We start from the raw sequence: 20,881 nt of genomic DNA, 5'->3' as shown, positions 1-20,881 counted from the left end.
CCCCACCGCGCGCCGGCGTCACGCCGCCTGCTGCTGTGCGCGCGCCGTCCGGGAGTCGGCGCCGAGGCTGGGCGGGCTGGTCAGGAAGCCGGCCCCCCACGCCATGTGCATCGTGGCCAGCGCCACCGGGATGGCCGCCCGTGCGGACAGCGGCAGCCCGCCGCCCAGCGGCACGCACGCCCCCACCACCGCGAGCACATAGGCCCCCGGAACCAGCCAGGCCGGCCAGAAGAAGAAGCCGGCCACCAGCCCCAGCACGATCCCCACCAGCGCCACCGGCGGTGCCAGGTAGCGCAGGTTGATCGTGCCCTTGTGCTGCCGCGCCACCACGCGCCGCCAGCGGCCGTAGTGGAAGTACTGCCGGGCCAGCGCCCGCACGTTCGGGCGCGGACGGTAGGAGACCCGCATGCGCGGCTGGAACCACACCACGCCCCCGGTCTGCCGGATGCGGTGGTTCATCTCCCAGTCCTGCGCCCGCAGGAACGCCTCGTCGTACCCCCGCACCCGGTCCAGCGCGGAGCGCCGGAACACGCCGAGGTAGACGGTGTCGGCAGGGCCGCCCTCGCCGCCGGTGTGGAACCTGGCGTTGCCCACCCCGATCTTGGAGGTCATGGCGGCGGCGACCGCCTGCTCCCACGGGGTCTCGCCCTCGGCCGCCATGATCCCGCCGACGTTGTCCGCCCCGGTCTCCTCCAGGGTCTCGACGGCCACCCGCAGGTAGTCCGACGGCATCATCGCGTGCCCGTCGATCCGGGCCACGATCGAGTGCGAGGAGGCCGCGATGGCGGCGTTGAGCGCGGACGGGGTCCGGCCGCTGGGGTTCGCCACCACCTTCACCCGGGGGTCGGCCGCCGCGAGCGAGTCGGCCACCTCCTGGGTGCGGTCCTTCGACGGGCCCACCGCGAGCACCACCTCAAGCTCGCCGGGGTAGTCCTGGCTCAGGACGTGCCGGACGGCGGCGGCGAGATGGCGTTCCTCGTTCAGGATGGGCATGACAACCGATACGGCCGGCCAGGTCACGGGCATATCCAAGGGTCACGGAGCGGGGGGGGACGACTGCAAGGGGCGCGTCCGGAGGGCGGTGACAGGGTCCGCGGCCGGACGCGCAGCCAACGGTACTGCACGCGCGGCCACATCCGGCCCTCGAAAGGATGCCGAAAGCGGCCTCCTGCGCCGGAATCCGCGATACCTTCGGAGGTGCCGCCCCGGCCTTTCCTCATCTGGGGCCGGGGCGGTCCACGTGCACCTCCGGTGCTGGAGCGCGGCGGCCGCCCGCTCCCCGCCGCCCGCGTGCCCGTTATGACACGTATGTGCGGCTCGCCCCCAACACGCCGTGCTGCGGCTTCCGACGCCCCTTGGGGGGATTACTGACACCCTTGGGATGTCAGTACGGAGCGCACCATGCGCGGCGACGGCCGCACGGGGCGGGAGGTCACCCGATGAACGACGACGCGGACGGGAACCAGAGCGACGCCGGCGCGTCGCCCGGGACGCCGGCGTTCCGCCGTGTCCGCTCCGGCCCCTTACCTCCCGGCGAAGCGCCCGGTCCGCGCCAGAGGCGCCGCCGGCCGCCCGGCGACGGCGGCCGGCCCCGGACCGGCCGGCGCCCCCGTGCCGCCGCGGCTCCCTTCCCGCTGCCGAGCCGGGAGGCCCGCCGCAAACGCGTCGCGCTGCTGCTGGCGGGGACGATGTCCGTCATCGTGCTGCTCGCCTCGGGCGGCGCGTGGGCGGTCACCGGATGGGCCTCCGGGCTGATCAACCGGTTCGACGTCTTCGGCGGGCTCACCGACCGCCCGGACGCCGGCCCGCGCGGGGCGCTCAACTTCCTCGTCATCGGCTCCGACAGCCGCGGCGGCCTCGACTCCGGCCAGCAGACGGACCTGGGCGTCGGGCACGTCGAGGGCCGGCGGTCCGACACCATGATGCTGGTCCACCTCAACAGCGACCGCGACGCCATCACGGTCGTCGGCATCCCGCGCGACTCCTGGGTGGACATCCCCGGGCACGGCGGCAACAAGATCAACGCCGCATACGCGTTCGGCGGTCCGCAGCTCGCCGTGCAGACCGTCGAGTCCGCGACCCGGGTGCGGATCGACCACTATGTCGAGATCGACTTCTCCGGGTTCGTGGACGTGGTGGACGCGGTGGGCGGTATCGAGGTGTGCCTGCCCGAGGCGATCCGGGACGAGAAGGCGCACCTGGACATGGCGGCCGGCACCCACCACGTCGACGGCACGGAGGCGCTGGCGTTCGCCCGCACCCGGCAGACCGGCGACGGCGACCTCGACCGCATCGACCGCCAGCAGCTGGTCATGTCGGCGCTGCTGGACCGGGCGCTCAGCTCCGAGACGCTGAGCGATCCGGACAAGTTCGCGGGCTTCCTGGACACGTCGCTGCGCTCCCTCACCGTGGACGAGGGGCTGGACACCGCGACCATCAACCAGCTCGGCAACCAGCTGCGCGACATCAGCCTGACCGACGTCTCCTTCACCCAGGTGCCGATCGCGGACATGGAGTACTGGACGCCGAACGGCGACGTCGCGATCACCTGGAACGAGCCGGCCGCCCGGGAGCTGTTCGGCCGGATCGCGGCGGACGAGCCGCTGGGCGGGGAGCCGGACGCGCGGCCCGAGGAGCCGGCCGCCGAGGAGGACGCGGCGGTCGCGGCCGGTGACATCTCCCTCCAGGTGTTCAACGGGGTCGGCACGCCCGGTCTGGGCGGCCAGGTGGGCAACCAGCTGGCCGGCGCCGGCTTCCAGGTCCCCGGTCCGGCGCAGAACTGGTCCAGCCGCGACGTCCCCGAGACGCTGGTCCGCTACGGCCCCGACCAGGAAGGCGCCGCCGACACGGTGGTGGAGGCCATCCCCGGCTCCCGCAAGGAGGCGGACCCCACCCTCACCGGCCAGCTCCAGGTCGTGGTCGGCGCCAACTTCCAGAGTGTGACGGCGCCCGCTTCCGCTCCCTCCCCCGCCCCCGACCCCACGCCGCAGGGCGGTACCGGCCGCGACAGCGTCCAGACGAGCACCGCCGCCGACAACATCTGCGAGTAGCGGGCGCGTGGCCGGCTGGCGCTGACGCGCTCGCACCGCCGGCCACGTGACCACGCCGTTGCGGCCGCCGGCGCCCTCCCCGTGCCAGCGCCGCCGACCAGCGGGGCGGCGGGCCAGGAGGCACCGTCGGCGAGCCGGAGCCCCGTCGCGGTCAGCACGGGGCCGGGGTCCGTGAGCGGGGTGACTCGCAGGAGGAACCACCAGGCGGCATCCGCACCGGGCCCGGTGACCACGGGGGGACCGCAGGGGCCCTACGCGACCCTGACCACGTACTTTCCCCGGACGCCGCCCGCCTCCAGCGCCCGGTGTGCCGCCGCTGTCTCCTCCAGGGGGAAGACCGTGTCCACCGCGGGGCTCAGCTTGCCCTCGGCCACATGGCGGGCGAGGTCGTCCAGATCCGCCCGCGTGGGGTTGCCGCTGAAGAAGCGCACCCGGCCGCGTCCGTGGACCGTACTGGCCACGAGGTAGCCGAGCCACGCAGCGGGCCGTTTCAGGTCGACGGCGATGGTCACCATGCGCCCGCCGGGGTTCAGTAGGCGCCGGAAGGCCCGCAGGTCGGTCCCCGCGGTGTCCAGGACCACGTCGAAGCGGCCCAGTTCCGCCGGCCGCACGGTCCAGTGGTCGACAGCCCTGTGCGCGCCGAGCCCCCGGACGAAGTCGAGGTTGGCTGCGCGGGCGAGGGCCGTGACCTCGGCGCCGTACGCCCGTCCGAGCTGGACGGCGGCGTTGCCGACACCGCCCGCCGCGCCCCGGACCAGGAGTCGTTCGCCGGGGCGCAGCCCGGCCTTGTCCCGCAGCGCGGTGATGGCCGTGGTGGCCACCGGCAGCGCGGCGGCGTCCACCAGGTCGAGGCCGTCGGGGAGCCGGCCGATCCGCTCGGCTGGCACGGTCACGTACTCGGCGGCGCTGCCGAACCCGGAGGTGCGGCCCAAGACCCCCCATACGCGGTCGCCGGCCGCTACCCCGGTGACTCCGGCCCCCAGTGCGGCGACCTCACCGGTGAAGTCCAGGCCGACGCGCTTGGGGAATTTCCGGCCGCTCGGGAGGCGGAGACGGCCGGCGCGGACGATTGATTCGCCGCCGTTGACGCTGAATGCGCGCACCTTCACCAGGACCTCGCCGCGGGCCGGCTCGGGGCGCGGCACACGGCCCGCGTAGAGCACATCGGGGCCGCCGTAGCGGTCGTAGAGCACTGCCTTCATCATGCGGTCGTCCATCGTTCTTCCCTTGCCGCCGGGGCCGTTCGGGTCTGGCATCGACCGTAGGCTGCTAAGTGGACGCAATCGTCCGTTTGGACCGGAAGCGAGAGACAGTGATGGCGGAATCCTCTCGGATCGCATCCCGGGACGGGATGCGGGCGGACGCCCGGCGCAACCGGGAGCGCGTCCTCGTCGCCGCTCGTGCGGTCTTCGCGGAGCACGGGATCGACGCCCCGATGGCGACCGTGGCCCGTCGGGCCGGGGTCGGCGTGGCGACGCTGTACCGGCATTTCCCGACCCGGGACGCTCTGGTACGGGGTGCGTTCGCACAGCAGATGGAGACCTGCGCGCGGGCGCTCACCGAGGCTCTGGCCGCCCCTGACCCGTGGCAGGGCTTCCAGCAGCTGGTCGAGACGATCTGCGCTCTGCAACGGGAGGAACGCGGGTTCCCGGCCGCGTTCGTCGCGGCCTTCCCGGAAAGCACGTCGGAACACGCGCGGTTCCCGCGACGAGTCGAGCGGGACTTCACAGCCCTGGTGCGCAGGGCCCAGGCGTCGGGCGCGCTACGGGCCGATTTCCACCCTTCCGACCTCGTCGTGGTCCTGTTGGCCCACTGCGGTCTGGCGACCGCCCTACCGGATGATGATGCGGCGTCCCGGCGCCTGGTGGCCTATCTGCTCCAGTCGTTCCGCGCCGGCACGGCCAACGAACCGCTGCCGCCGCCGACCGCGCTGACGCTGCGCAGCCTCCCGATCGCACCTGACGGTTCCCAGGGGCAGCGGCCCCCCAGAGCCTGACATGGAACGGTCCCTGCCGCAGGGCACGTCCGGTCCGACAACTCCGCTTCCGCGACAGGTCCTGGCAGGATCGAGCCCGGCAGGAGCACTGCCGCACGCACATCGATCGTGGTCGCATCTTCCTTGAGCGGAACGTGGCGGCGATCCAGCATGCGGCGCGCTCGAAGCAACCGGTCGCGCGGCGTCTCCGGGTCCCGGCCGGCCGGCAGCGGCGCCGCCGGGGCTGGGCGCCCGCTCATGGAGCCGATCTTCCGACTGGCGCCGGACTCCCCGCTCGCGGCGGGGCTCACCGATGGCGGCGGCCTGGTTCCGTTGCGTGCGCCGGGCGGATGGGCCGTCGGCCACAAGCAGCTGACGGCCCGCCGGCTGCCGGACGGCAGGTGCGAGGCCAACGGCTCCGAGGACCTCTTCTGGGCGAGAACGGCACCTCCGCCGTGGTTGGCGGAGGTGCCACCGGATGAGGACGTCCGGCGGCGGGAGCCGCATCTGGACGCCGGCTGGTACGCCGGGACCGGGTTCCGGCTCTGCCTGCTGGCCCCGGACTGGGACCACGTGCGCAGCCAGCACACGGCCACCCGCCCCGACGGCCTCGTCACGACCCTGGAGACGTGGATGGCGCTGGTGAGCCGCCATGGGCGGCTTCCCCGCCGCTGCCCTCCGCCAGGAACCGGCCACACGCCACCGTGACGTTAGATATCCCCCCATAGTGGTATGAGAAGCGTGGAGCGAGGCCAGAGGAGGACGCCGTGTTCCGACACCCGCTCGGCCTCCTGGCCGGGATCATGGTCACCCCGCTGCTGTGGGCCGGCACCGGATGGGCGGCGAGCGAGCTCGTGCCGCTGCTGAGCGGCCGCAACTACGGCGAGCCCATGCTGCTGACCGCCGTCGCCGTCCTCATGGCGGTGGGCGTGCTCGTCGGCCTGCTCGCGGGGTCGCGGATCTCGCCGCTCGCGGCCTTCGTGTCGGGCGGTGCGATCCTCGCGGTGTCGGTGTGGCCGCTGGTCGACTTCGCGTCGATGAACCGCCTCGTGCCCGACGTGCTGGCCGCCGGGACGATGCTGCACCCGCTGGGGCCCGCGCTGCCGGTCAACGTCGTGGTGGGCACGCTGCTCTTCATCTCCGCGCTGATGCCCTCCCGCTGGCGATCCCGGCGGCGCGCCGAGGAACCCGTCCCCGCCCCGCGGCCGGTGGCGGCGGGCGGCGCGGAGCCGCCTGCCCAGCGCGCCGCGCCCGTCTACCCGGACCCGGTTCTGGACGAGCCCGCCAAGACCACCACCCCGTTCCGGCGCACCGGCGGCCGTATCGAACCCGAGCCGTGGACCGAGGAGCCCGGCGCCGCGCCGGGGACCCGCGTCTTCGGCGACGGCGACTCCCGCTGACCGGCTCTCCCGGCGAAGCGGCGGGGAACGTGCCCAACACGCCCCGACGCCGCAGGTCGGGTTTCTGGTCCGACCAGGCCGGCCGGGCTAGGTTGGACCCAACTGCCCTGGTAGGACGGACCGAGGGGGTTTTCGTGTCCAACACGGTACGGCACGTGATCGGCGCGCTGGTCGGCATCGCCATGGTGCCCGTCACGGTGTTCGCGCTGGGATGGGGCCAGTGGAACCTGCAACTCGCCATGACCCGGTTCGACTACACCGGCGGGTTCCTCGGCGGGATGGCGGTCCTCCTCGCCGTGGGCTGCACGCTGGGCCTGCTCGCGGGCTCCCGGGTGTCGCCGCTCACCTCCCTGCTGCCGGGACTCGCGCTGGCCTTCCTCGGCGTCTACGGGTCGCTGCCGGCCGGCTACAGCTTCTTCAACCAGCTGATCCCCTTCGACTTCTGGTGGAACGGCGTGACCGTGTACCCGCTGCTCGGCGTGCTGCTCGTGGCCGCGTCGACGCCGGTGTCGCGGTGGCGCTCGGGCCGGCGCTCTCCGAAGCGGGCAGGCCGCCGGGCCGCCGCACCGGAGGATCGCCCGGCCGCCGCGCCCGTCCCGGGCAGCCCCGGGCCGCTGCCGGACTCGTGGGTTCCGCCGGTGCGGGCGCGCACCGAGCACGCGGCGTGGCCGCCGCCGGCCGTCCAGGTGCAGCCCGGCGGGCCGGTCCGCCCGGTGTACCCCGGCCAGCCGAACGGGCCGGGCGGGTTCGCCGCCACCGGTCCGCAGCCCGCCGGCCGTCCGGGCGCGCCGGATGCCGCGCCGCCGCCCGGTGACGCCCCCGGGTGGGCGGGAAGCCCGGCCGCCCGGCCCCGGCCGGAGCAGGATGTGCCCCACCTGTACGGAACCGGTCCGATGCCGCCGGTCCCGCCGACCGGTCCCGCGCCCGGGCACGGCACCAACGAACCCCACCTGTACGGGACAGGGCCGCTCCCGCGGATCCCGGAGGCCCCGCCGGAGCCTCCGTACGGGCGGCGCCCGCCGGCCGAGGGCTGAGGGCGCCGGCGGCCGGGGAGCCAGGGGGACACGGCGGCGGAGACGCCAGGGCGTGTTCGGCGCGCGCCGAACACGCTCTGGCGTCTCCGCGCGGTTTCCGGAACAATGCCGATCGGGGAGATACCAGTCGAAAATCCCCGCGCTGCCGCCACCGCGTGACGGGGGCCGCTCACAACATCACATCCGCCCGTTCGGGTGCCCCCGCGACGGGGTCGTGCAAGCCGCCGTGGTCGCTTTGGGTCCGGGTTCGGCAATCTCTCCCTCAGAGGTCCTGACCTGGCCTGACAGGGTGGCGCACCATGAAAGCACGCGACACCCGGCACGCGGCTCGCTGGACACCGTGCGGGGTGCCGCCCTACCCGACCACGTGGTACCGCGGGCGGCCGCCGTGCCGCCCCCGCGGCCGCTCCGCACCCGTCACCGCCCGCGCCGTCCCGGCAGCCCGCCGATACCATGCCAGGGCCGGTCGAAGGAAGGACGAACCATTGGTCGCCACACAGCGTCTGAAGCTCTCGGTACTGGGCACCGGATACCTCGGCGCCACGCACGCCGCCTGCATGGCGGAACTGGGCTTCGACGTGCTGGGCCTGGACGTGGACCGGGCCAAGATCGACACCCTCTCCGCCGGCCGGGTGCCGTTCTACGAGCCCGGGCTGGAGGAGGTGCTGGTCCGCAACCTGGCCGCCGGACGGCTCCGCTTCACCTCCGACTACGCCGAGGCGGCCGAGTTCGCCGACGTGCACTTCATCTGCGTCGGCACCCCCCAGCGCGCCGACTCCAACGCCGCCGACCTCAGCTACGTCGACGCCGTGGTCGACAGCCTCGCCCCGCTCCTCACCCGTCCGGCCGTGGTCATCGGCAAGTCGACCGTTCCGGTCGGCACCGCCGCCCGGGTGGCGGCCCGGATCTCCGCGCTCGCGCCGGCCGGCTCCGCCGTCGAGGTGGGCTGGAGCCCGGAGTTCCTGCGCGAGGGGTTCGGCGTGCAGGACACGCTGGCACCGAACCGGATCGTCATCGGCACCGACTCCGCCCGCGTCGAGGAGGTGATGCGGTCGATCTCCGCCACCCAGATCGCCCAGGGCATCCCCTTCATGGTCACCGACCTCCAGACCGCCGAGCTGGTCAAGGTCTCCGCCAACGCCTTCCTCGCCACCAAGATCTCCTTCATCAACGCCATGGCCGAGGTCTCTGAGGCCGCCGGCGCGGACGTGATCAAACTCGCCGAGGCGCTGTCCTACGACGACCGCATCGGCGGCAAGTTCCTCGGCCCCGGGCTGGGCTTCGGCGGCGGCTGCCTGCCCAAGGACATCCGCGCCTTCATGGCGCGCGCCGACGAGCTGGGGGTCGAGCCCGCGCTGTCCTTCCTCCGCGAGGTGGACGCCATCAACCAGCGGCGCCGCGCCCGCACGATCGACATCGCGCGCGGCCTCATCGGCGGCAGCTTCGCCGGCCGGACGGTGGGCGTGCTGGGCGCGGCGTTCAAACCCAACTCCGACGACATCCGCGACTCGCCCGCGCTCGACGTCGCGCAGACGATCAGCTCGCTGGGCGCGCACGTCACGGTCTACGACCCCGAGGCGCTGGAGAACGCCAAGCGGGCGCACCCGGACCTGAACTACGCGCACTCCATGCTGGAGGCGGTCCGCGACGCCGAGGTCGTGCTGCTGCTCACCGAGTGGGCCGAGTTCCGCGACGCCGACCCCGACGAGCTGGCGAAGGTGGTGGCCGAGACCCGCATCGTGGACGGGCGCAACGCGCTCGATCCCGAGCACTGGCGGGAACGGGGCTGGATCTACCGCGCGCTGGGCCGGCCATGAGCGGCGGCCCTTCCGACGCCGCGGCGGCGGACGAGGAGATCCGGCGGATACTTACCGGGACCCGGGTGTGGGCGATCGTCGGCCTGGGCGACAATCCGGACCGCCCCGCCTACGGCGTGGCCCGCTTCCTGCAGTCGCGGGGCAAGCGGATCGTCCCGGTACATCCCACCGCGGCGACGGTCCACGGCGAGCCCGGGTACCGGTCCCTGTCCGAGATCCCCTTCCCGGTGGACGTGGTCGACGTCTTCCGCCGGTCCGAGGACGCCGGCGGCGTCGCCGACGAGGCACTCGCCCTGCCCGGCGTCGCCGCCGTCTGGTTCCAGCTCGGTGTGGTTGACGAGGCCGCCGCCCGCCGGGTGCGCGCGGCTGGCCGCGCCATGGTGATGGACCGCTGCCCGGCCATCGAGTGGCCCCGCCTGCTCGGGCCGCTCTGAACGGCGCCTGACCAGGACCTCCGCACCGGTTCCGCGCCCTCTTCGGGGGTAGTGGGGCGGTATGCGAGCCGCCAGGAGTCTGCTGCGCGCCTTCGGCCAGTCCGGCCGGCGGCGCCCCGCCCCGGGCGCCCGGCCGACCGGGCGCCCGACGCCGCCCCTTGACGAGGGGCTGGCCAGCGAGCGTCGAGCGCTGGCGGCGGCGCACGGCTGGACGTACCGCGCGAACGACCAGCGCCTGATCCAGGGCTGGCCGCGCCCGGTGCTCCCGCCCGGGCCGCTGGGCCGGGTGCGCAACGCGGTCTCCGGCACTTACCGGGGCCGGGCCTTCACCGCGTTCGACTACGTGCACGTGGCACCGGACACCGGTGCGTGGCAGAGCCTCCAGGTGTGCGCGGTGCGGCTGCCGGCGAGCGTGCCCTACGTCGAGGTGCGCGATCCCGAGGGCGGCGCGCACGACGTGTACGCCGAGAGCCCCGAGGTGCCCTTCGCGTTCGAGCTGCTGTCGCCGGAGGTGTGCGCCCAGATCCGCCGGTACGCCCTCACCTCGTTCCACCTGGACGACGCGCTGCTCATCTGCACGGACGACGGTGGCGGCCCTACGCGGCTGCCGGCCAAGCTCGACGCGCTGGCCGACCTGCTGGACCGCGTACCGGACGCCTTCTGGGAGCGGTGGCGGCAGCGCTGACCGCACGCCGCCGGTGGGTCGCCGCTCCGCACACCGATTGACATATCGAAAGTCGATAGCTACGTTTTTCGATACCATCGAAAAACGATATGCCTTCGAGGTGTGCCGACATGTCCCCCCGAACCAGATCCTGGCTGAAGCCGCTCGACCGCCTGCTCGCCGTCCTGGGCGTGCTGACCGCCCTGGCGGCGGTCGCGATACTCGCCGACCCCCTCATCGCGCTGGCGACCTCCGGCCACGCCCGGCTGCCCTACGAGTTCACGATCCCCGCCGACATGCTCGACGGCCTCCGCGCCGACGAGGGCGTGCTGCGGCCCGGCGCGGAGTTCTCCGGGGACGTCGGCGTGACCCTCGCCCAGCCCAACGCGTGGCAGACCCTGCTCGGCATGGTGGCCGCCGGGCTGCCACCGGCGCTGCTGGTCGCCGGCATCCTGCTGCTGCGCCACACGATCCGCCTGGTGCTGGCCGACGGGCCGTTCACCGCTGCCGTCGCCGCCCGGCTGCGCGCCCTCGGCGTCCTCACCGTCCTGGGCTCGCTGGGCTCCTCGGTGGTGTCCCTGGCCGCCGACGTCCCCTTCACCAACGCCGTGCTGGCCTCCGGCTTCACCCTGTCGTGGGACGTCCCGGTAGTGCCGATCGCCTGCGGCATCGGGGTGCTGGTCATCGCCGAGATCGTGGCGCACGGCATCGGCCTGCGCGAAGACCTCGAGGGGACGGTGTGAACGGAGCGGCCACCGGGGACGGCGACGGCCCACCGCCGATCACCGTCCGCCTCGACGAGCTGCTGGCCGAACGGGGCATGACGCTCGCCGAGCTGTCCCGGCGCGTGGACGTGACGGTCGTCAATCTGTCCGTGCTGAAGAACGGGCGGGCCCGGGCGATCCGCTTCTCCACCCTGGCCCGCCTGTGCGAGGCGCTGGACTGCCAGCCCGGCGACCTGCTCGGCTACCGCCCCAGCCCGAAACCGATGGGCGACGAGGCGTCGCGGACCTGACGGCGCAGCCGCTCGCCCTTGGCCTGGGCCTGGGCCTTGAGGTCCTCCTGGAACCGCGCCATCCGGCGCCGGAGGTCGGCGTCGTGGGCCGCCAGCATCCGGACGGCCAGCAGGCCGGCGTTGCGGGCCGCGCCGACCGCCACGGTGGCCACCGGAACGCCGGCCGGCATCTGCACGATGGACAGCAGCGAGTCGAGGCCGTCGAGGTACTTGAGGGGCACCGGCACCCCGATGACCGGGAGCGGCGTCACCGAGGCGAGCATGCCGGGCAGGTGCGCCGCTCCGCCGGCCCCGGCGATGATCACCTTCAGCCCGCGCTCCTCGGCGCGCGAGCCGTACTCGATCATCTCGTGGGGCATGCGGTGCGCGGAGACCACGTCGGCCTCGTAGCCGACCTCGAACTCCTCCAGGGCCGCGGCCGCCTCCTTCATGAAGGGCCAGTCGGAGTCGCTGCCCATCACGATGCCGACGGAGGCGGCGGGCGCGGCGTTCCCCGTGCTTTCGGTCACTGCGGGTCTCCCTTGAGGTAGGCGGCGGCGTCGCGGGCGCGGGCGAGCAGGTCGCGGTGGTCGGTGCCGGCCACCGTCACGTGGCCGATCTTGCGGCCCGGCCGGACCTCCTTGCCGTAGAAGTGCACCTTGAGCTCGGGGTCCCTGGCCATGACATGAAAGTAGCGGTTGTAGACGTCGGGGTCCGCACCGCCGAGCACGTTGGCCATCACCGTGAACGGCGCGGTGCTGCGCGGTGACCCGAGCGGGAGGTCCAGGACGGCCCGCAGATGCTGCTCGAACTGCGAGGTGCGGGCGCCGTCGATGGTCCAGTGGCCCGAGTTGTGGGGGCGCATCGCGAGCTCGTTCACCACCACGCCGGCCGGGGTCTCGAACAGCTCGACCGCGAGCATGCCGACGACGTCGAGTGCGTGCGCGAGCTCGATGGCGAGTTCCTGGGCTCGGGTGGCCTTCTCGTCGTCCAGGTCCGGCGCCGGGGCGATCACCTCGTGGCAGATGCCGTCCCGCTGCACGGTCTCCACTACCGGGTACACCGCGAGCTGGCCGTAGGGCGAGCGCGCCACCTGCACGGCGAGCTCGCGGACGAAGTCCACCCGCTCCTCCACGAGCAGCGGAACGCCGGCCTCGGCGGCGCGGCGCACGGTCTCGGCGGCCGCCTCCGGCGAGTCGACCATCCAGACGCCCTTGCCGTCGTAACCGCCGCGCGCGGCCTTCAGGACCACCGGCCAGCCGGTTTCGGCGGCGAGCGCCTCGACGTGCTCCGGGGTGGTGACGGCCCGCCAGCGCGGGCACGGCACACCCAGCTCCTCGGCGCGGGTGCGCATGCGCAGTTTGTCCTGGGCGTAGCGCAGGGCGGCGCGTCCGGGGCGCAGGGTGGCCCCCTCCCGCTCCAGCTCGCGCAGCACCGGCTCGGGCACGTGTTCGTGGTCGAAGGTCAGCACGTCGCAGGACTTGGCGAAGGCCGCAAGGTCGGCGAGCCCGCGGTCGTCGCCCAGGTGCACGTCGCCGCTGACCCGCGCGGCGCTGTCCGTGGCCGAGGTCGCCAGCACCCGGAAGTCGACTCCCAGCGCGATCCCGGCCTGGTGGGTCATCCGGGCCAACTGCCCGCCGCCCACCATTCCGACGGACGGCACGGACCGATTACGCTCGCTCACAGTTCCTCAACTCTTCACACGGGGCGGGAGGGCCGGCCGCGGTCGTCGGCGCGGCGCCCAGGGACGTGGCCCCCAGGAAGTCTAGTAACCATCCCGGCGACGGATCGGAACGGCTCTTGCGAATGCTACGGGCGCTCTACCAGCGTTTCTCCCACCTCCTCCGGGAGGTGGCCAAGTTCGGCACCGTGGGCGCGGTCGCGTACGTGGTGCAGCTGGCCACCACGAACCTCTTCTGGAGCGTCCTGGGCACCCCCCTGCTGGCCGGGCAGGCCCTCGGCACGGTCTGCGCCACCGTGGTCGCGTTCCTGGGCAACCGGTACTGGACGTTCGGCCACCGGGCCCGCACCGGCCTGGCCCGCGAGTACGTGCTGTTCTTCCTCATGAACGGGGTGGGGCTGCTGATCCAGGTGGGCTGCCTGTGGTTCAGCGACGCCGTGCTGGGGCTGGACGGGCCGCTGGCGCGCAACATCGCCGGCAACGTGGTCGGTGTCGGCCTCGGTTCGCTGTTCCGGTTCTGGTCGTACCGCACCTGGGTCTTCCCCGCGCGCGACGCCGCGGAGCCGGGGACCGCGCCGGCGGCCGAGGCGCCGGCGTCCCGGGCGTGAGAAGGCCCGCGCGGCCGGCGGTTCCGCGGCTACCCGGCGCACCTGATCCGCCACCCCGCGGACGTTAGGGAACTATGTCGGTTATGAGACTTGCGCGTTTTCGGTCAACCCTTCGCCAAGCGGCGCGCATAATAGGGAAAACCCGCTAACTCGACTTACGATCGGGTGCATGACCTGCGTTTTGCTGGCCGAAGACGACAGCTCGATCTCCGAGCCACTGGCCCGTGCGCTCCGCCGGGAGGGGTACTCGGTCGACGTGACCGTCGACGGCGTTGAGACCCTCGATCGCGCCCGAGCGGGTGACGTCGACCTGCTCGTGCTCGATCTCGGACTGCCCGAAATGGACGGCCTCGAAGTCGCGCGGCGGCTCCGAGCCGAAGGTCATGGCACGCCCATACTCATCCTGACGGCCCGGGTCGACGAGGTCGACACCGTGGTCGGGCTCGACGCGGGCGCGGATGACTACGTCACCAAGCCGTTCCGCCTGGCCGAGCTCCTCGCGCGGGTGCGGGCGCTGCTGCGCCGCGGCGGGGCGGAGGTCCCGGTCGTGCACGGCGTGCGGATCGACAACGACTCCCGCCGGGCCTGGCTCGGCGACCGCGAACTCCAGCTCACCACCAAGGAGTTCGACCTGCTGCGGGTGCTGGTCCGCGACGCCGGCAAGGTCGTCACCCGCGAGCAGATCATGCGCGAGGTCTGGGACACCAACTGGTGGGGTTCCACCAAGACCCTGGACATGCACATCTCCTGGCTGCGCCGCAAACTCGGCGACGACGCCAACCAGCCGTCCTACATCACCACGGTGCGAGGCGTCGGATTCCGGTTCGAGCGGGAATAACAGCAGGAGACGCTGACCCGCGGTGTGACACCGCGCCGCGCGCTGGAGAGTCACACGAACAAGAGGTGACATGCGCAGGCGGATGCTCTTCTCCACGTTGGTGGTCACCATCATCGCGGTGATGCTGCTCGGCCTGCCGCTGGGTGCGCTCACCTACCAGACGATCTACGACGACACCGTCAACCAGCTGCAGCGCGAGGCCGAGGTCATCGGGGCCGAGGCCGACGTGCAGCTCCAGCGCAACGGGAGCATCGACGTCGAGCACTTCGTCGCCGTCTACCCCCAGCGGCACATCGAGATCAAGCCGCCCGACAGCGAGCGAACGGTGTCGACCGGCGGCTGGCGGCACGATCCCCACTCGGACACCCGCACTCCCACGCTGGAGGCCACCGCCACCTCCAACGGCGGCGCCACCGTGCACGTGTGGCGCGACACCACCGCCATCCGGGACAGCATCGTGAACGCCTGGCTGGGCATCGCCTCACTGTCGCTGCTGGCCATCGGAGTGGCGGTGGGGCTCGCCATGCTCCAGGCCCGGCGGCTCACCCTGCCGCTCGTCGACCTCGCCGCGACCGCCGAGCGGCTGGGCTCGGGGCAGGCCACCCCCTGGGGGCACCGGTACGGCATCCCCGAGGCCGACCGCGTGGCCGAGGTGCTGGACCGCAGCGCCGAACGCATCGCCAGCCTGATCGCGACCGAGCGCCACTTCGCCACCGACGCCTCGCACCAGCTCCGCACCCCGCTGACCGCCATGACGATGCGGCTGGAGGAGATCATCGCCGAGGCCAGTGATCCGAACGTGGTGCGGCAGGAGGGCGAGGCGGCACTGGCCCAGACCGAGCGGCTGGTGGAGATCGTGGAGAGCCTGCTGGGCCGCGCCCGCAAGAGCCAGAACCCGGAGGTCGAGCAGGTCGACATCGACGAGGTCCTCGAACAGTTCGTCCGGCAGTGGGCGCCGGTTTTCGACCAGGCCAACCGCGAGCTGCGGCTGGACGGCACCAGCGGCCTCACCGCGATGACCGTGCCGAGCGACCTGTCGCAGATCCTGGCGACCCTGGTGGAGAACGCCTACCAGCACGGCGCCGGGACGGTCACCGTGCGCCGGCTGGCGACCGGGCAGACGGTGCGGATCGAGGTCTGCGACGAGGGTCCCGGCATCCCGGAGGAGCTCACGCCGCGCATCTTCGAGCGCGAGGTGTCCGGCGGCGACGGCACCGGGCTCGGGCTGGCCCTGGCCCGGCACATCGCGGAGTCCGGCGGGGCCCGGGTGGAACTGGTGCAGACCCATCCGACCACGTTCGCGTTGTTCCTGCCGCCCGGGTCCGGCGGCCAGGCGCGCGCGACCGGCCCGGTCTAGGCGCCGGAGCGGCGGAGCCGGTGGCCGGTCCGCGCCGCCGGGCGCCGGGCGGCTCCGGCGGCGCGGGACAGGCTCAGTGCCCGCGGGCCAGCCACTCCTCCAGGTGCGGGGCCTCCGCGCCGATGGTGGTGGACTCGCCGTGGCCGGTGTGCACCACGGTGTCCGCCGGAAGCGTGAGCAGCCGGTCGCGGATGGACGCGATGATCGTGGGGAAGTCCGAGTGCGAGCGGCCCGTGGCGCCGGGTCCGCCCTTGAAGAGGGTGTCGCCGGTGAAGACGACGCCCAGTTCGGGCGCGTACAGGCAGACCGCACCCGGCGCGTGGCCCGGGGTGTGCAGCACCTGCAGCTCGACCCCGCCCGCCTGCAGCCGCTCGCCCTGGAGCAGTGGGGCGTCGGGTTCGCGGTCGGGGTAGACCATGTTCCAGAGCACGCCGTCGTCGGGGTGCAGCAGGATCGGCGCGTCGGTGAGGTCGGCCAGCTGCGCCGCGGCGTTGATGTGGTCGTTGTGCGCGTGCGTGCAGATGATGGCCATGAGCTCGCGGTCGCCGAGCGCGCGGGCGATGGCCTGGTGGTCGTGGGCGGCGTCGATGACAACCGCCGAGCGGTCGTCGCCGACGATCCACACGTTGTTGTCGACGTCCCATTCGCCCCCGTCGAGGCGGAACACGCCCGAGGTGACCAGTTTGTCGATGGGAATGGCGGGGTCCGGCGGTTCCGTCACTCGAACACCACCACCGAACGCAGCACGTCTCCGTGGTGCATCTTGCTGAACGCCTCCTCGACGTCGTCCAGGGCGATCCTCTCGGTCACGAACTTCTCGAGATCGAGTCGTCCCTGAAGATACAGGTCGATGAGCATGGGGAAGTCCCGCGAGGGGAGGCAGTCGCCGTACCAGGACGACTTGAGCGCCCCTCCGCGGCCGAAGACGTCGAGCAGCGGCAGCTCGATCCGCATCTCGGGGGTGGGGACCCCGACGAGGACGACGGTGCCGGCCAGGTCCCGGGCGTAGAACGCCTGCCGGTAGGTCTCGGGCCGCCCGACGGCCTCGATGACGACGTCGGCGCCGTGGCCGCCGGTGAGCTCGCGGACGGCCTCGACCGGGTCGGTCCCGCGCGAGTTCACGGTGTGCGTGGCGCCGAACCCGCGGGCCAGTTCGAGCTTGCGGTCGTCGATGTCGACCGCGATGATCGTGCTCGCGCCGGCGAGGTGGGCCCCCGCGATGGCGGCATCGCCGACGCCGCCGCAGCCGATGACCGCCACGGAGTCGCCGCGGCCGACGCCGCCGGTGTTGATGGCCGCGCCGAGGCCGGCCATGACGCCGCAGCCGAGCAGGCCGGCCACCGCCGGGCTGGCCCCGGGGTCGACCTTCGTGCACTGGCCGGCCGCCACCAGGGTCTTCTCCGCGAAGGCGCCGATGCCGAGCGCGGGCGAGAGCGGGGTGCCGTCGGCCAGCGTCATCTTCTGGTGGGCGTTGTGGGTGGCGAAGCAGTACCACGGCCGCCCGCGCAGGCAGGCGCGGCAGTTGCCGCACACGGCGCGCCAGTTCAGGATCACGAAGTCGCCCTCGGCGACCCCGGTCACGCCGTCGCCGACGGCCTCCACCACGCCGGCCGCCTCGTGGCCGAGCAGGAACGGGTACTCGTCGTTGATGCCGCCCTCGCGGTAGTGGAGGTCGGTGTGGCAGACCCCGCACGCCTGGATCCGGACCAGCGCCTCCCCGGGGCCGGGGTCGGGGACGGTGATCGTCTCGACGCTCACCGGGGCGTTCTTCTCCCGGGAGACCACGGCCCTGACTTCGTGCGGCATGCCCAACCACCCCTTCACACCGGCCACTGGGACGACCAGCGGTCGACCACCGGACACTCTTCGTGTCCGCAACCAACATGCCTGACATCGCCGCCGGACGGAAGATCTTCCGCGACCCTGTGGACAGCCGGCGGCCGGATCCGGCCGCCGGGCCGACTCAGCCCGCGCCGCCGCGTACCTGCGGCTCGAAGGCGCGCCGCAGCGCGTGCGGCTGCAGCTGCCCGAGACCGTGGGCGTGCCGCGGCCGCACCGGGACCACCTGGAACGGGTCCTCGTCGGTGAGCAGCCCGGCGAGTGCGTCGTCGATGAGCACGGTCCCCGGGCGGGCGAAGGAGGTGAGCCGGCTGGCCCTGTTGACCGTGGTGCCGAACACGTCACCGAGCAGCGCGAGCACCGGGCCGTAGGCCAGCCCGACCCGCACGTCCGGGACCTCCACGTGCGTCTTCACGCCGTCGGCGAGCTGCAGCGCGATCTCGGCGGCCTGCCGCGCCGAGTTGGTGACGTAGAGGATCTCGTCACCGAGGGTCTTCACGACCCGGCCGCCGCCCGCGGCGACGATGTCCGCCGACGTCGCCTCGAACCCCTCGACCACCTCGGCCAGCCCCACCTCGTCGAGTTCGCGGCTCAGCGTGGTGAAGGACACGAGGTCGGCGAACCCGACGACCAGCGGGAAGTAGTTCGGCGCCGCGTCCTCGCTGTTCTCGATCACGGCGAGGGTCCGGGTCGCCGAGGCGGCGAGCTGGCGCCGCCAGATGTGCGTGAGCAGCCGCTCCACGTCGGGTAGCAGCTCCTTGGTCAGCCCCACGAGCGGACCGAGCTGCTCGTGCTCGGCCACGGTCTGCGGGGCGTAGGACAGGGTCGTGAGGATGCTGGTCTGCCACTCCGCCAGCCGTGCCATGGTCTGGCCCATGGCACGGGCGAGCCGCACCGCGGCCTCCTCGTCGAGGACCTTGTGCCGGAGCAGCTCCGCCGTGGCACGCAGCGCCTCGACGTCGCTGTCGGTGAAGGCGACGACGTCCTCGCCGCGGGTGGCGAATCCGAGGGCCCGCCAGACGCGGGTGACGAACTCCGGATCGGCCCCGGAGCGGCGGACCGCCTCCGCGCGGGTGTATCGCGCCTCGCCTCCCAACAGGGCGGCTTCGATCTCCTTGGGGTCGGGACGCGACGACATACGTTCTCTCGTGTTCGAGGTCAGGGCGATGCCGCCGGATTCGTGGGATCCGCCCGCCATCGGGTGACCGGTGGTGCGCGGCTGCCCGCGCGTGTGACTGCCGGTTTAGTACGTGGGAGCACGGTGCGTCAAGAAACCGCGCTCGGGGTCGGCGGCCGTCTCACTGGGCGGACGGCGCGGCGCCGACCGGGCGCACGTGCACGACGTCGCCGGCGCTGAGCACCGCGTCCTCGCCGGCAGCGGTGCGCACCGTGAGCCGGCCGTCGGCGTCGACACCGGTGGCGGTCCCCTCGGTACGGCGGTCGCCGGGCAGATCCACCCGGACGGCACGGCCGAGCGTGGTGCAGCAGGCCCGGTACTCGGCGGCGAGGCCGGTGGCCTCGGCGTCGCCGCCGCCGTCGAGCCAGGTCCGGTACCGCTCGGCGAAACCGCGCAGCACCGCGCGCAGCAGCGGATCGCGGTCGGCGTGGGCGGCGCCCTCCAGCGCGAGGGAGGTGGCCGTGGGGACCGGCAGCTCGCCGCGGGTCTGGGCGACGTTGAGCCCCATGCCGATGACCACGGCCGGCCCGTCGTCGGTGAACGCCGCCTCGGACAGGATGCCGGCCAGCTTCCGCTCGCCGACCAGGACGTCGTTGGGCCACTTGAGCCCGGCCCCGACGTCGGCCACCCGCCGGACGCCGTGCACGGCCGCGACGCCCATGAGCAGCGGCAGCCAGCCCAGGCGGGCGGCGGGTACGTCCGGGCGCAGCAGCACGGAGAAGGTCAGCGCCGCGCGCGGCGGCGTGTGGAACGTGCGGTCCAGGCGCCCCCGTCCGGCGGTCTGGTGCTCGGTGACGAGCACCGCCCCCTCCGCCGCGCCGGCCCGGGCGCGGGCGGCCAGCTCGGTGTTCGTGGACCCCATCGCGGGAACCACCTCGACGCCGGACCACAGCCCGCCGGGGCGGACGAGCGCGCGGGTGAGCGCGGCCTCCCGCAGCGGCGGCCGGTCGAGGTCGGAATAGGGCGACGGATCTGGTCCCAGCTGCATACCTCCATTGAACCGCGCCGCGCGCGGTGGCCGGTCCCGGCCACCGGGTCGCGCCCGCCGGTGAGTGCACCGGGGGCGAGCAGCGGGCGCGGTACCCGCATCGCGCGGCTCACTGGCGCCTCCCGGGCGGTGCCGGCCCCCGGTCCGGGGCGGACGACGGTCCCCGCGGGCGGCGTGGCGGCGCCGAACCCGTCCGCGTCGCCACCGCCCAGGTCCCGCCGCGCTGCGCCACCCGACGCCCCTGGAAGCGCGCGGTCCCTCCCGGCTCGGCCCCGGATGACAGACGGCACCCCGCCGCGCTGCGCAGCCTCCCGCCCGACCGTGCACCGCTCGCGCCCGGGCGAGGAGGCCGGCCAGGGCATGGACCACGTCCCACCACGCCTTGCCCCGGACCGCCGAGCTCCTGCCCACCCCCACAGGCAGAGCCGTGCACGCGCTCGCCCCGGCCAACTCCAAGGAACTGGACGAACACCCGCGAGCCCCGCACCCCGCTATGTCCAGCGGTGCGCGCCAGCACCGCGCCCGATCGGGTGCGGCAAGCGCTTCACCGGAACCGGGATCGACAAGGCCACCACCGCGCCGGTGCGGACGTGCTCGTCCAGCCCGGCGCGGTCCACGAGGTCCTTCAGCCGCGGAGTGCGGACCGCGCGGCACGCCGAGGTGCTCCCAGGAAGCCGCCTCACCAGCGGACACCGTTGAACGCGGCGCGGACGACGGGCCGGGTCCACCGCCCGCCGATCCGCTCCGGCGTCCGGGCGATCGGGCAGTCCCAGGATGGGGGTTTGGTGTCCTGGTCAGTGGTCGTAGGCGATCAGTTTGGCGAAGCCTTTGTCGCCCACGATCGGGCACGGCCCCGGGCGCGCACCGCTAGACGTGGAGCAGGTGCACCGCTTGGCTGCGTTCGTCCAGTTCCTTGGGGTTGGCCGGGGAGAACGCGCATACGGCTCCGTCTGCGGTGGTGATGAGCAGGAGCTTGGCGCCCCAGAAGAAGCGGTGGTGGGAGGCGTCGCGCCCCTAGATCGTTG

At 73.5% G+C, this 20,881-nt stretch carries 22 protein-coding genes and 1 pseudogene; 13 read left to right on the top strand and 10 right to left on the bottom strand.

Features of this window, described 5'->3' with window-relative positions; genetic code table 11:
* Nucleotides 1-18: 18 nt before the first annotated feature.
* Entirely contained in the window at nucleotides 19-1,026 is a 1,008-nt protein-coding gene (locus tag DEF28_RS08535) for a glycosyltransferase family 2 protein (RefSeq protein ID WP_181874220.1), read from the bottom strand.
* A gap of 413 nt (nucleotides 1,027-1,439) precedes the next feature.
* Between DEF28_RS08535 and DEF28_RS08530 the strand changes: the two genes are divergently transcribed.
* Nucleotides 1,440-3,050, top strand: coding sequence for an LCP family protein (locus DEF28_RS08530; RefSeq protein ID WP_114396607.1), 1,611 nt, complete (start codon nucleotides 1,440-1,442; stop codon nucleotides 3,048-3,050).
* A gap of 251 nt (nucleotides 3,051-3,301) precedes the next feature.
* Here the strand turns inward: DEF28_RS08530 and DEF28_RS08525 are convergent, their stop codons facing one another.
* On the bottom strand, nucleotides 3,302-4,267 hold the full coding sequence (locus DEF28_RS08525; RefSeq protein WP_114396608.1) for an NAD(P)-dependent alcohol dehydrogenase: 966 nt from the start codon (nucleotides 4,265-4,267) through the stop codon (nucleotides 3,302-3,304).
* A gap of 56 nt (nucleotides 4,268-4,323) precedes the next feature.
* Between DEF28_RS08525 and DEF28_RS08520 the strand changes: the two genes are divergently transcribed.
* From DEF28_RS08520 to DEF28_RS08480, 9 genes are all read left to right on the top strand, one after another.
* Complete coding sequence (locus DEF28_RS08520; protein ID WP_233515175.1) at nucleotides 4,324-5,046, top strand: TetR/AcrR family transcriptional regulator; 723 nt, start codon at nucleotides 4,324-4,326, stop codon at nucleotides 5,044-5,046.
* A 237-nt stretch (nucleotides 5,047-5,283) separates the two neighbouring features.
* Nucleotides 5,284-5,733, top strand: a complete 450-nt coding sequence (locus tag DEF28_RS08515; protein WP_147280068.1) for a hypothetical protein — start codon at nucleotides 5,284-5,286, stop codon at nucleotides 5,731-5,733.
* Between the two features lie 59 nt (nucleotides 5,734-5,792).
* Nucleotides 5,793-6,425 carry a hypothetical protein gene (locus DEF28_RS08510; protein ID WP_114396611.1) on the top strand — a complete coding sequence of 211 codons (633 nt, stop codon included), beginning with the start codon at nucleotides 5,793-5,795 and terminating at the stop codon, nucleotides 6,423-6,425.
* Between the two features lie 134 nt (nucleotides 6,426-6,559).
* The gene (locus DEF28_RS08505) at nucleotides 6,560-7,459 is read left to right on the top strand and encodes a hypothetical protein (protein ID WP_114396612.1); all 900 of its coding nucleotides are present in this window, start codon (nucleotides 6,560-6,562) and stop codon (nucleotides 7,457-7,459) included.
* A 557-nt stretch (nucleotides 7,460-8,016) separates the two neighbouring features.
* Nucleotides 8,017-9,276, top strand: coding sequence for a UDP-glucose dehydrogenase family protein (locus DEF28_RS08500; protein ID WP_374058062.1), 1,260 nt, complete (start codon nucleotides 8,017-8,019; stop codon nucleotides 9,274-9,276).
* Nucleotides 9,273-9,710: a CoA-binding protein gene (locus DEF28_RS08495; protein WP_114396614.1), complete on the top strand. Its 438-nt coding sequence runs from the start codon at nucleotides 9,273-9,275 to the stop codon at nucleotides 9,708-9,710. Before DEF28_RS08500 ends, DEF28_RS08495 begins: the two co-directional genes overlap by 4 nt.
* Before the next feature lie 61 nt (nucleotides 9,711-9,771).
* Nucleotides 9,772-10,395: a type III secretion system chaperone family protein gene (locus DEF28_RS08490; RefSeq protein WP_233515174.1), complete on the top strand. Its 624-nt coding sequence runs from the start codon at nucleotides 9,772-9,774 to the stop codon at nucleotides 10,393-10,395.
* Between the two features lie 110 nt (nucleotides 10,396-10,505).
* Nucleotides 10,506-11,117: a DUF2975 domain-containing protein gene (locus DEF28_RS08485; protein ID WP_158562781.1), complete on the top strand. Its 612-nt coding sequence runs from the start codon at nucleotides 10,506-10,508 to the stop codon at nucleotides 11,115-11,117.
* Nucleotides 11,114-11,389: a helix-turn-helix domain-containing protein gene (locus DEF28_RS08480; protein WP_114396616.1), complete on the top strand. Its 276-nt coding sequence runs from the start codon at nucleotides 11,114-11,116 to the stop codon at nucleotides 11,387-11,389. The genes DEF28_RS08485 and DEF28_RS08480 overlap by 4 nt, the downstream gene beginning before the upstream one ends.
* Here the strand turns inward: DEF28_RS08480 and purE are convergent.
* Both purE and DEF28_RS08470 read right to left on the bottom strand, forming a co-directional pair.
* Nucleotides 11,341-11,898, bottom strand: a complete 558-nt coding sequence (purE, locus tag DEF28_RS08475) for a 5-(carboxyamino)imidazole ribonucleotide mutase (RefSeq protein ID WP_374058060.1) — start codon at nucleotides 11,896-11,898, stop codon at nucleotides 11,341-11,343. The two genes, DEF28_RS08480 and purE, sit on opposite strands and share 49 nt — an antisense overlap.
* The gene (locus DEF28_RS08470) at nucleotides 11,895-13,052 is read right to left on the bottom strand and encodes a 5-(carboxyamino)imidazole ribonucleotide synthase (protein WP_114396617.1); all 1,158 of its coding nucleotides are present in this window, start codon (nucleotides 13,050-13,052) and stop codon (nucleotides 11,895-11,897) included. The genes purE and DEF28_RS08470 overlap by 4 nt, the downstream gene beginning before the upstream one ends.
* Before the next feature lie 116 nt (nucleotides 13,053-13,168).
* Here DEF28_RS08470 and DEF28_RS08465 point away from each other — a divergent pair, with 116 nt between their 5' ends.
* The 3 genes from DEF28_RS08465 to DEF28_RS08455 all read left to right on the top strand — a co-directional run bounded on the left by DEF28_RS08465 (nucleotide 13,169) and on the right by DEF28_RS08455 (nucleotide 15,852).
* Nucleotides 13,169-13,657, top strand: coding sequence for a GtrA family protein (locus DEF28_RS08465; protein ID WP_374058061.1), 489 nt, complete (start codon nucleotides 13,169-13,171; stop codon nucleotides 13,655-13,657).
* 169 nt (nucleotides 13,658-13,826) lie between these two features.
* A complete protein-coding gene (locus DEF28_RS08460; RefSeq protein ID WP_114396619.1) occupies nucleotides 13,827-14,495 on the top strand; it encodes a response regulator transcription factor in 669 nt (222 codons plus the stop codon).
* A gap of 70 nt (nucleotides 14,496-14,565) precedes the next feature.
* Entirely contained in the window at nucleotides 14,566-15,852 is a 1,287-nt protein-coding gene (locus tag DEF28_RS08455) for a sensor histidine kinase (RefSeq protein ID WP_114396620.1), read from the top strand.
* Nucleotides 15,853-15,925: 73 nt separating this feature from the next.
* On the opposite strand, the gene DEF28_RS08450 is transcribed toward DEF28_RS08455, so the two are convergent.
* The 6 genes and pseudogenes from DEF28_RS08450 to DEF28_RS29175 all read right to left on the bottom strand — a co-directional run.
* Nucleotides 15,926-16,573: an MBL fold metallo-hydrolase gene (locus DEF28_RS08450; protein WP_233515173.1), complete on the bottom strand. Its 648-nt coding sequence runs from the start codon at nucleotides 16,571-16,573 to the stop codon at nucleotides 15,926-15,928.
* Entirely contained in the window at nucleotides 16,570-17,658 is a 1,089-nt protein-coding gene (locus DEF28_RS08445) for an S-(hydroxymethyl)mycothiol dehydrogenase (protein ID WP_114396621.1), read from the bottom strand. The genes DEF28_RS08450 and DEF28_RS08445 overlap by 4 nt, the downstream gene beginning before the upstream one ends.
* Nucleotides 17,659-17,815: 157 nt before the next feature.
* A complete protein-coding gene (locus DEF28_RS08440; protein ID WP_114396622.1) occupies nucleotides 17,816-18,829 on the bottom strand; it encodes an adenylate/guanylate cyclase domain-containing protein in 1,014 nt (337 codons plus the stop codon).
* Nucleotides 18,830-18,989: 160 nt separating this feature from the next.
* Nucleotides 18,990-19,856: a biotin--[acetyl-CoA-carboxylase] ligase gene (locus DEF28_RS08435; RefSeq protein ID WP_181874221.1), complete on the bottom strand. Its 867-nt coding sequence runs from the start codon at nucleotides 19,854-19,856 to the stop codon at nucleotides 18,990-18,992.
* A 491-nt stretch (nucleotides 19,857-20,347) separates the two neighbouring features.
* The gene (locus tag DEF28_RS27240; protein WP_147280069.1) at nucleotides 20,348-20,539 is read right to left on the bottom strand and encodes a hypothetical protein; all 192 of its coding nucleotides are present in this window, start codon (nucleotides 20,537-20,539) and stop codon (nucleotides 20,348-20,350) included.
* A gap of 135 nt (nucleotides 20,540-20,674) precedes the next feature.
* Nucleotides 20,675-20,870: pseudogene (locus DEF28_RS29175) on the bottom strand (IS982 family transposase); the annotation flags it as partial.
* Nucleotides 20,871-20,881: the final 11 nt, after the last annotated feature.

Source organism: Marinitenerispora sediminis, from assembly GCF_003336425.1.
Taxonomy (GTDB): Bacteria; Actinomycetota; Actinomycetes; order Streptosporangiales; family Streptosporangiaceae; genus Marinitenerispora; species Marinitenerispora sediminis.
Note: the sequence above shows the minus strand (reverse complement) of the source record. Positions and strands in the feature narration are given on the sequence as shown.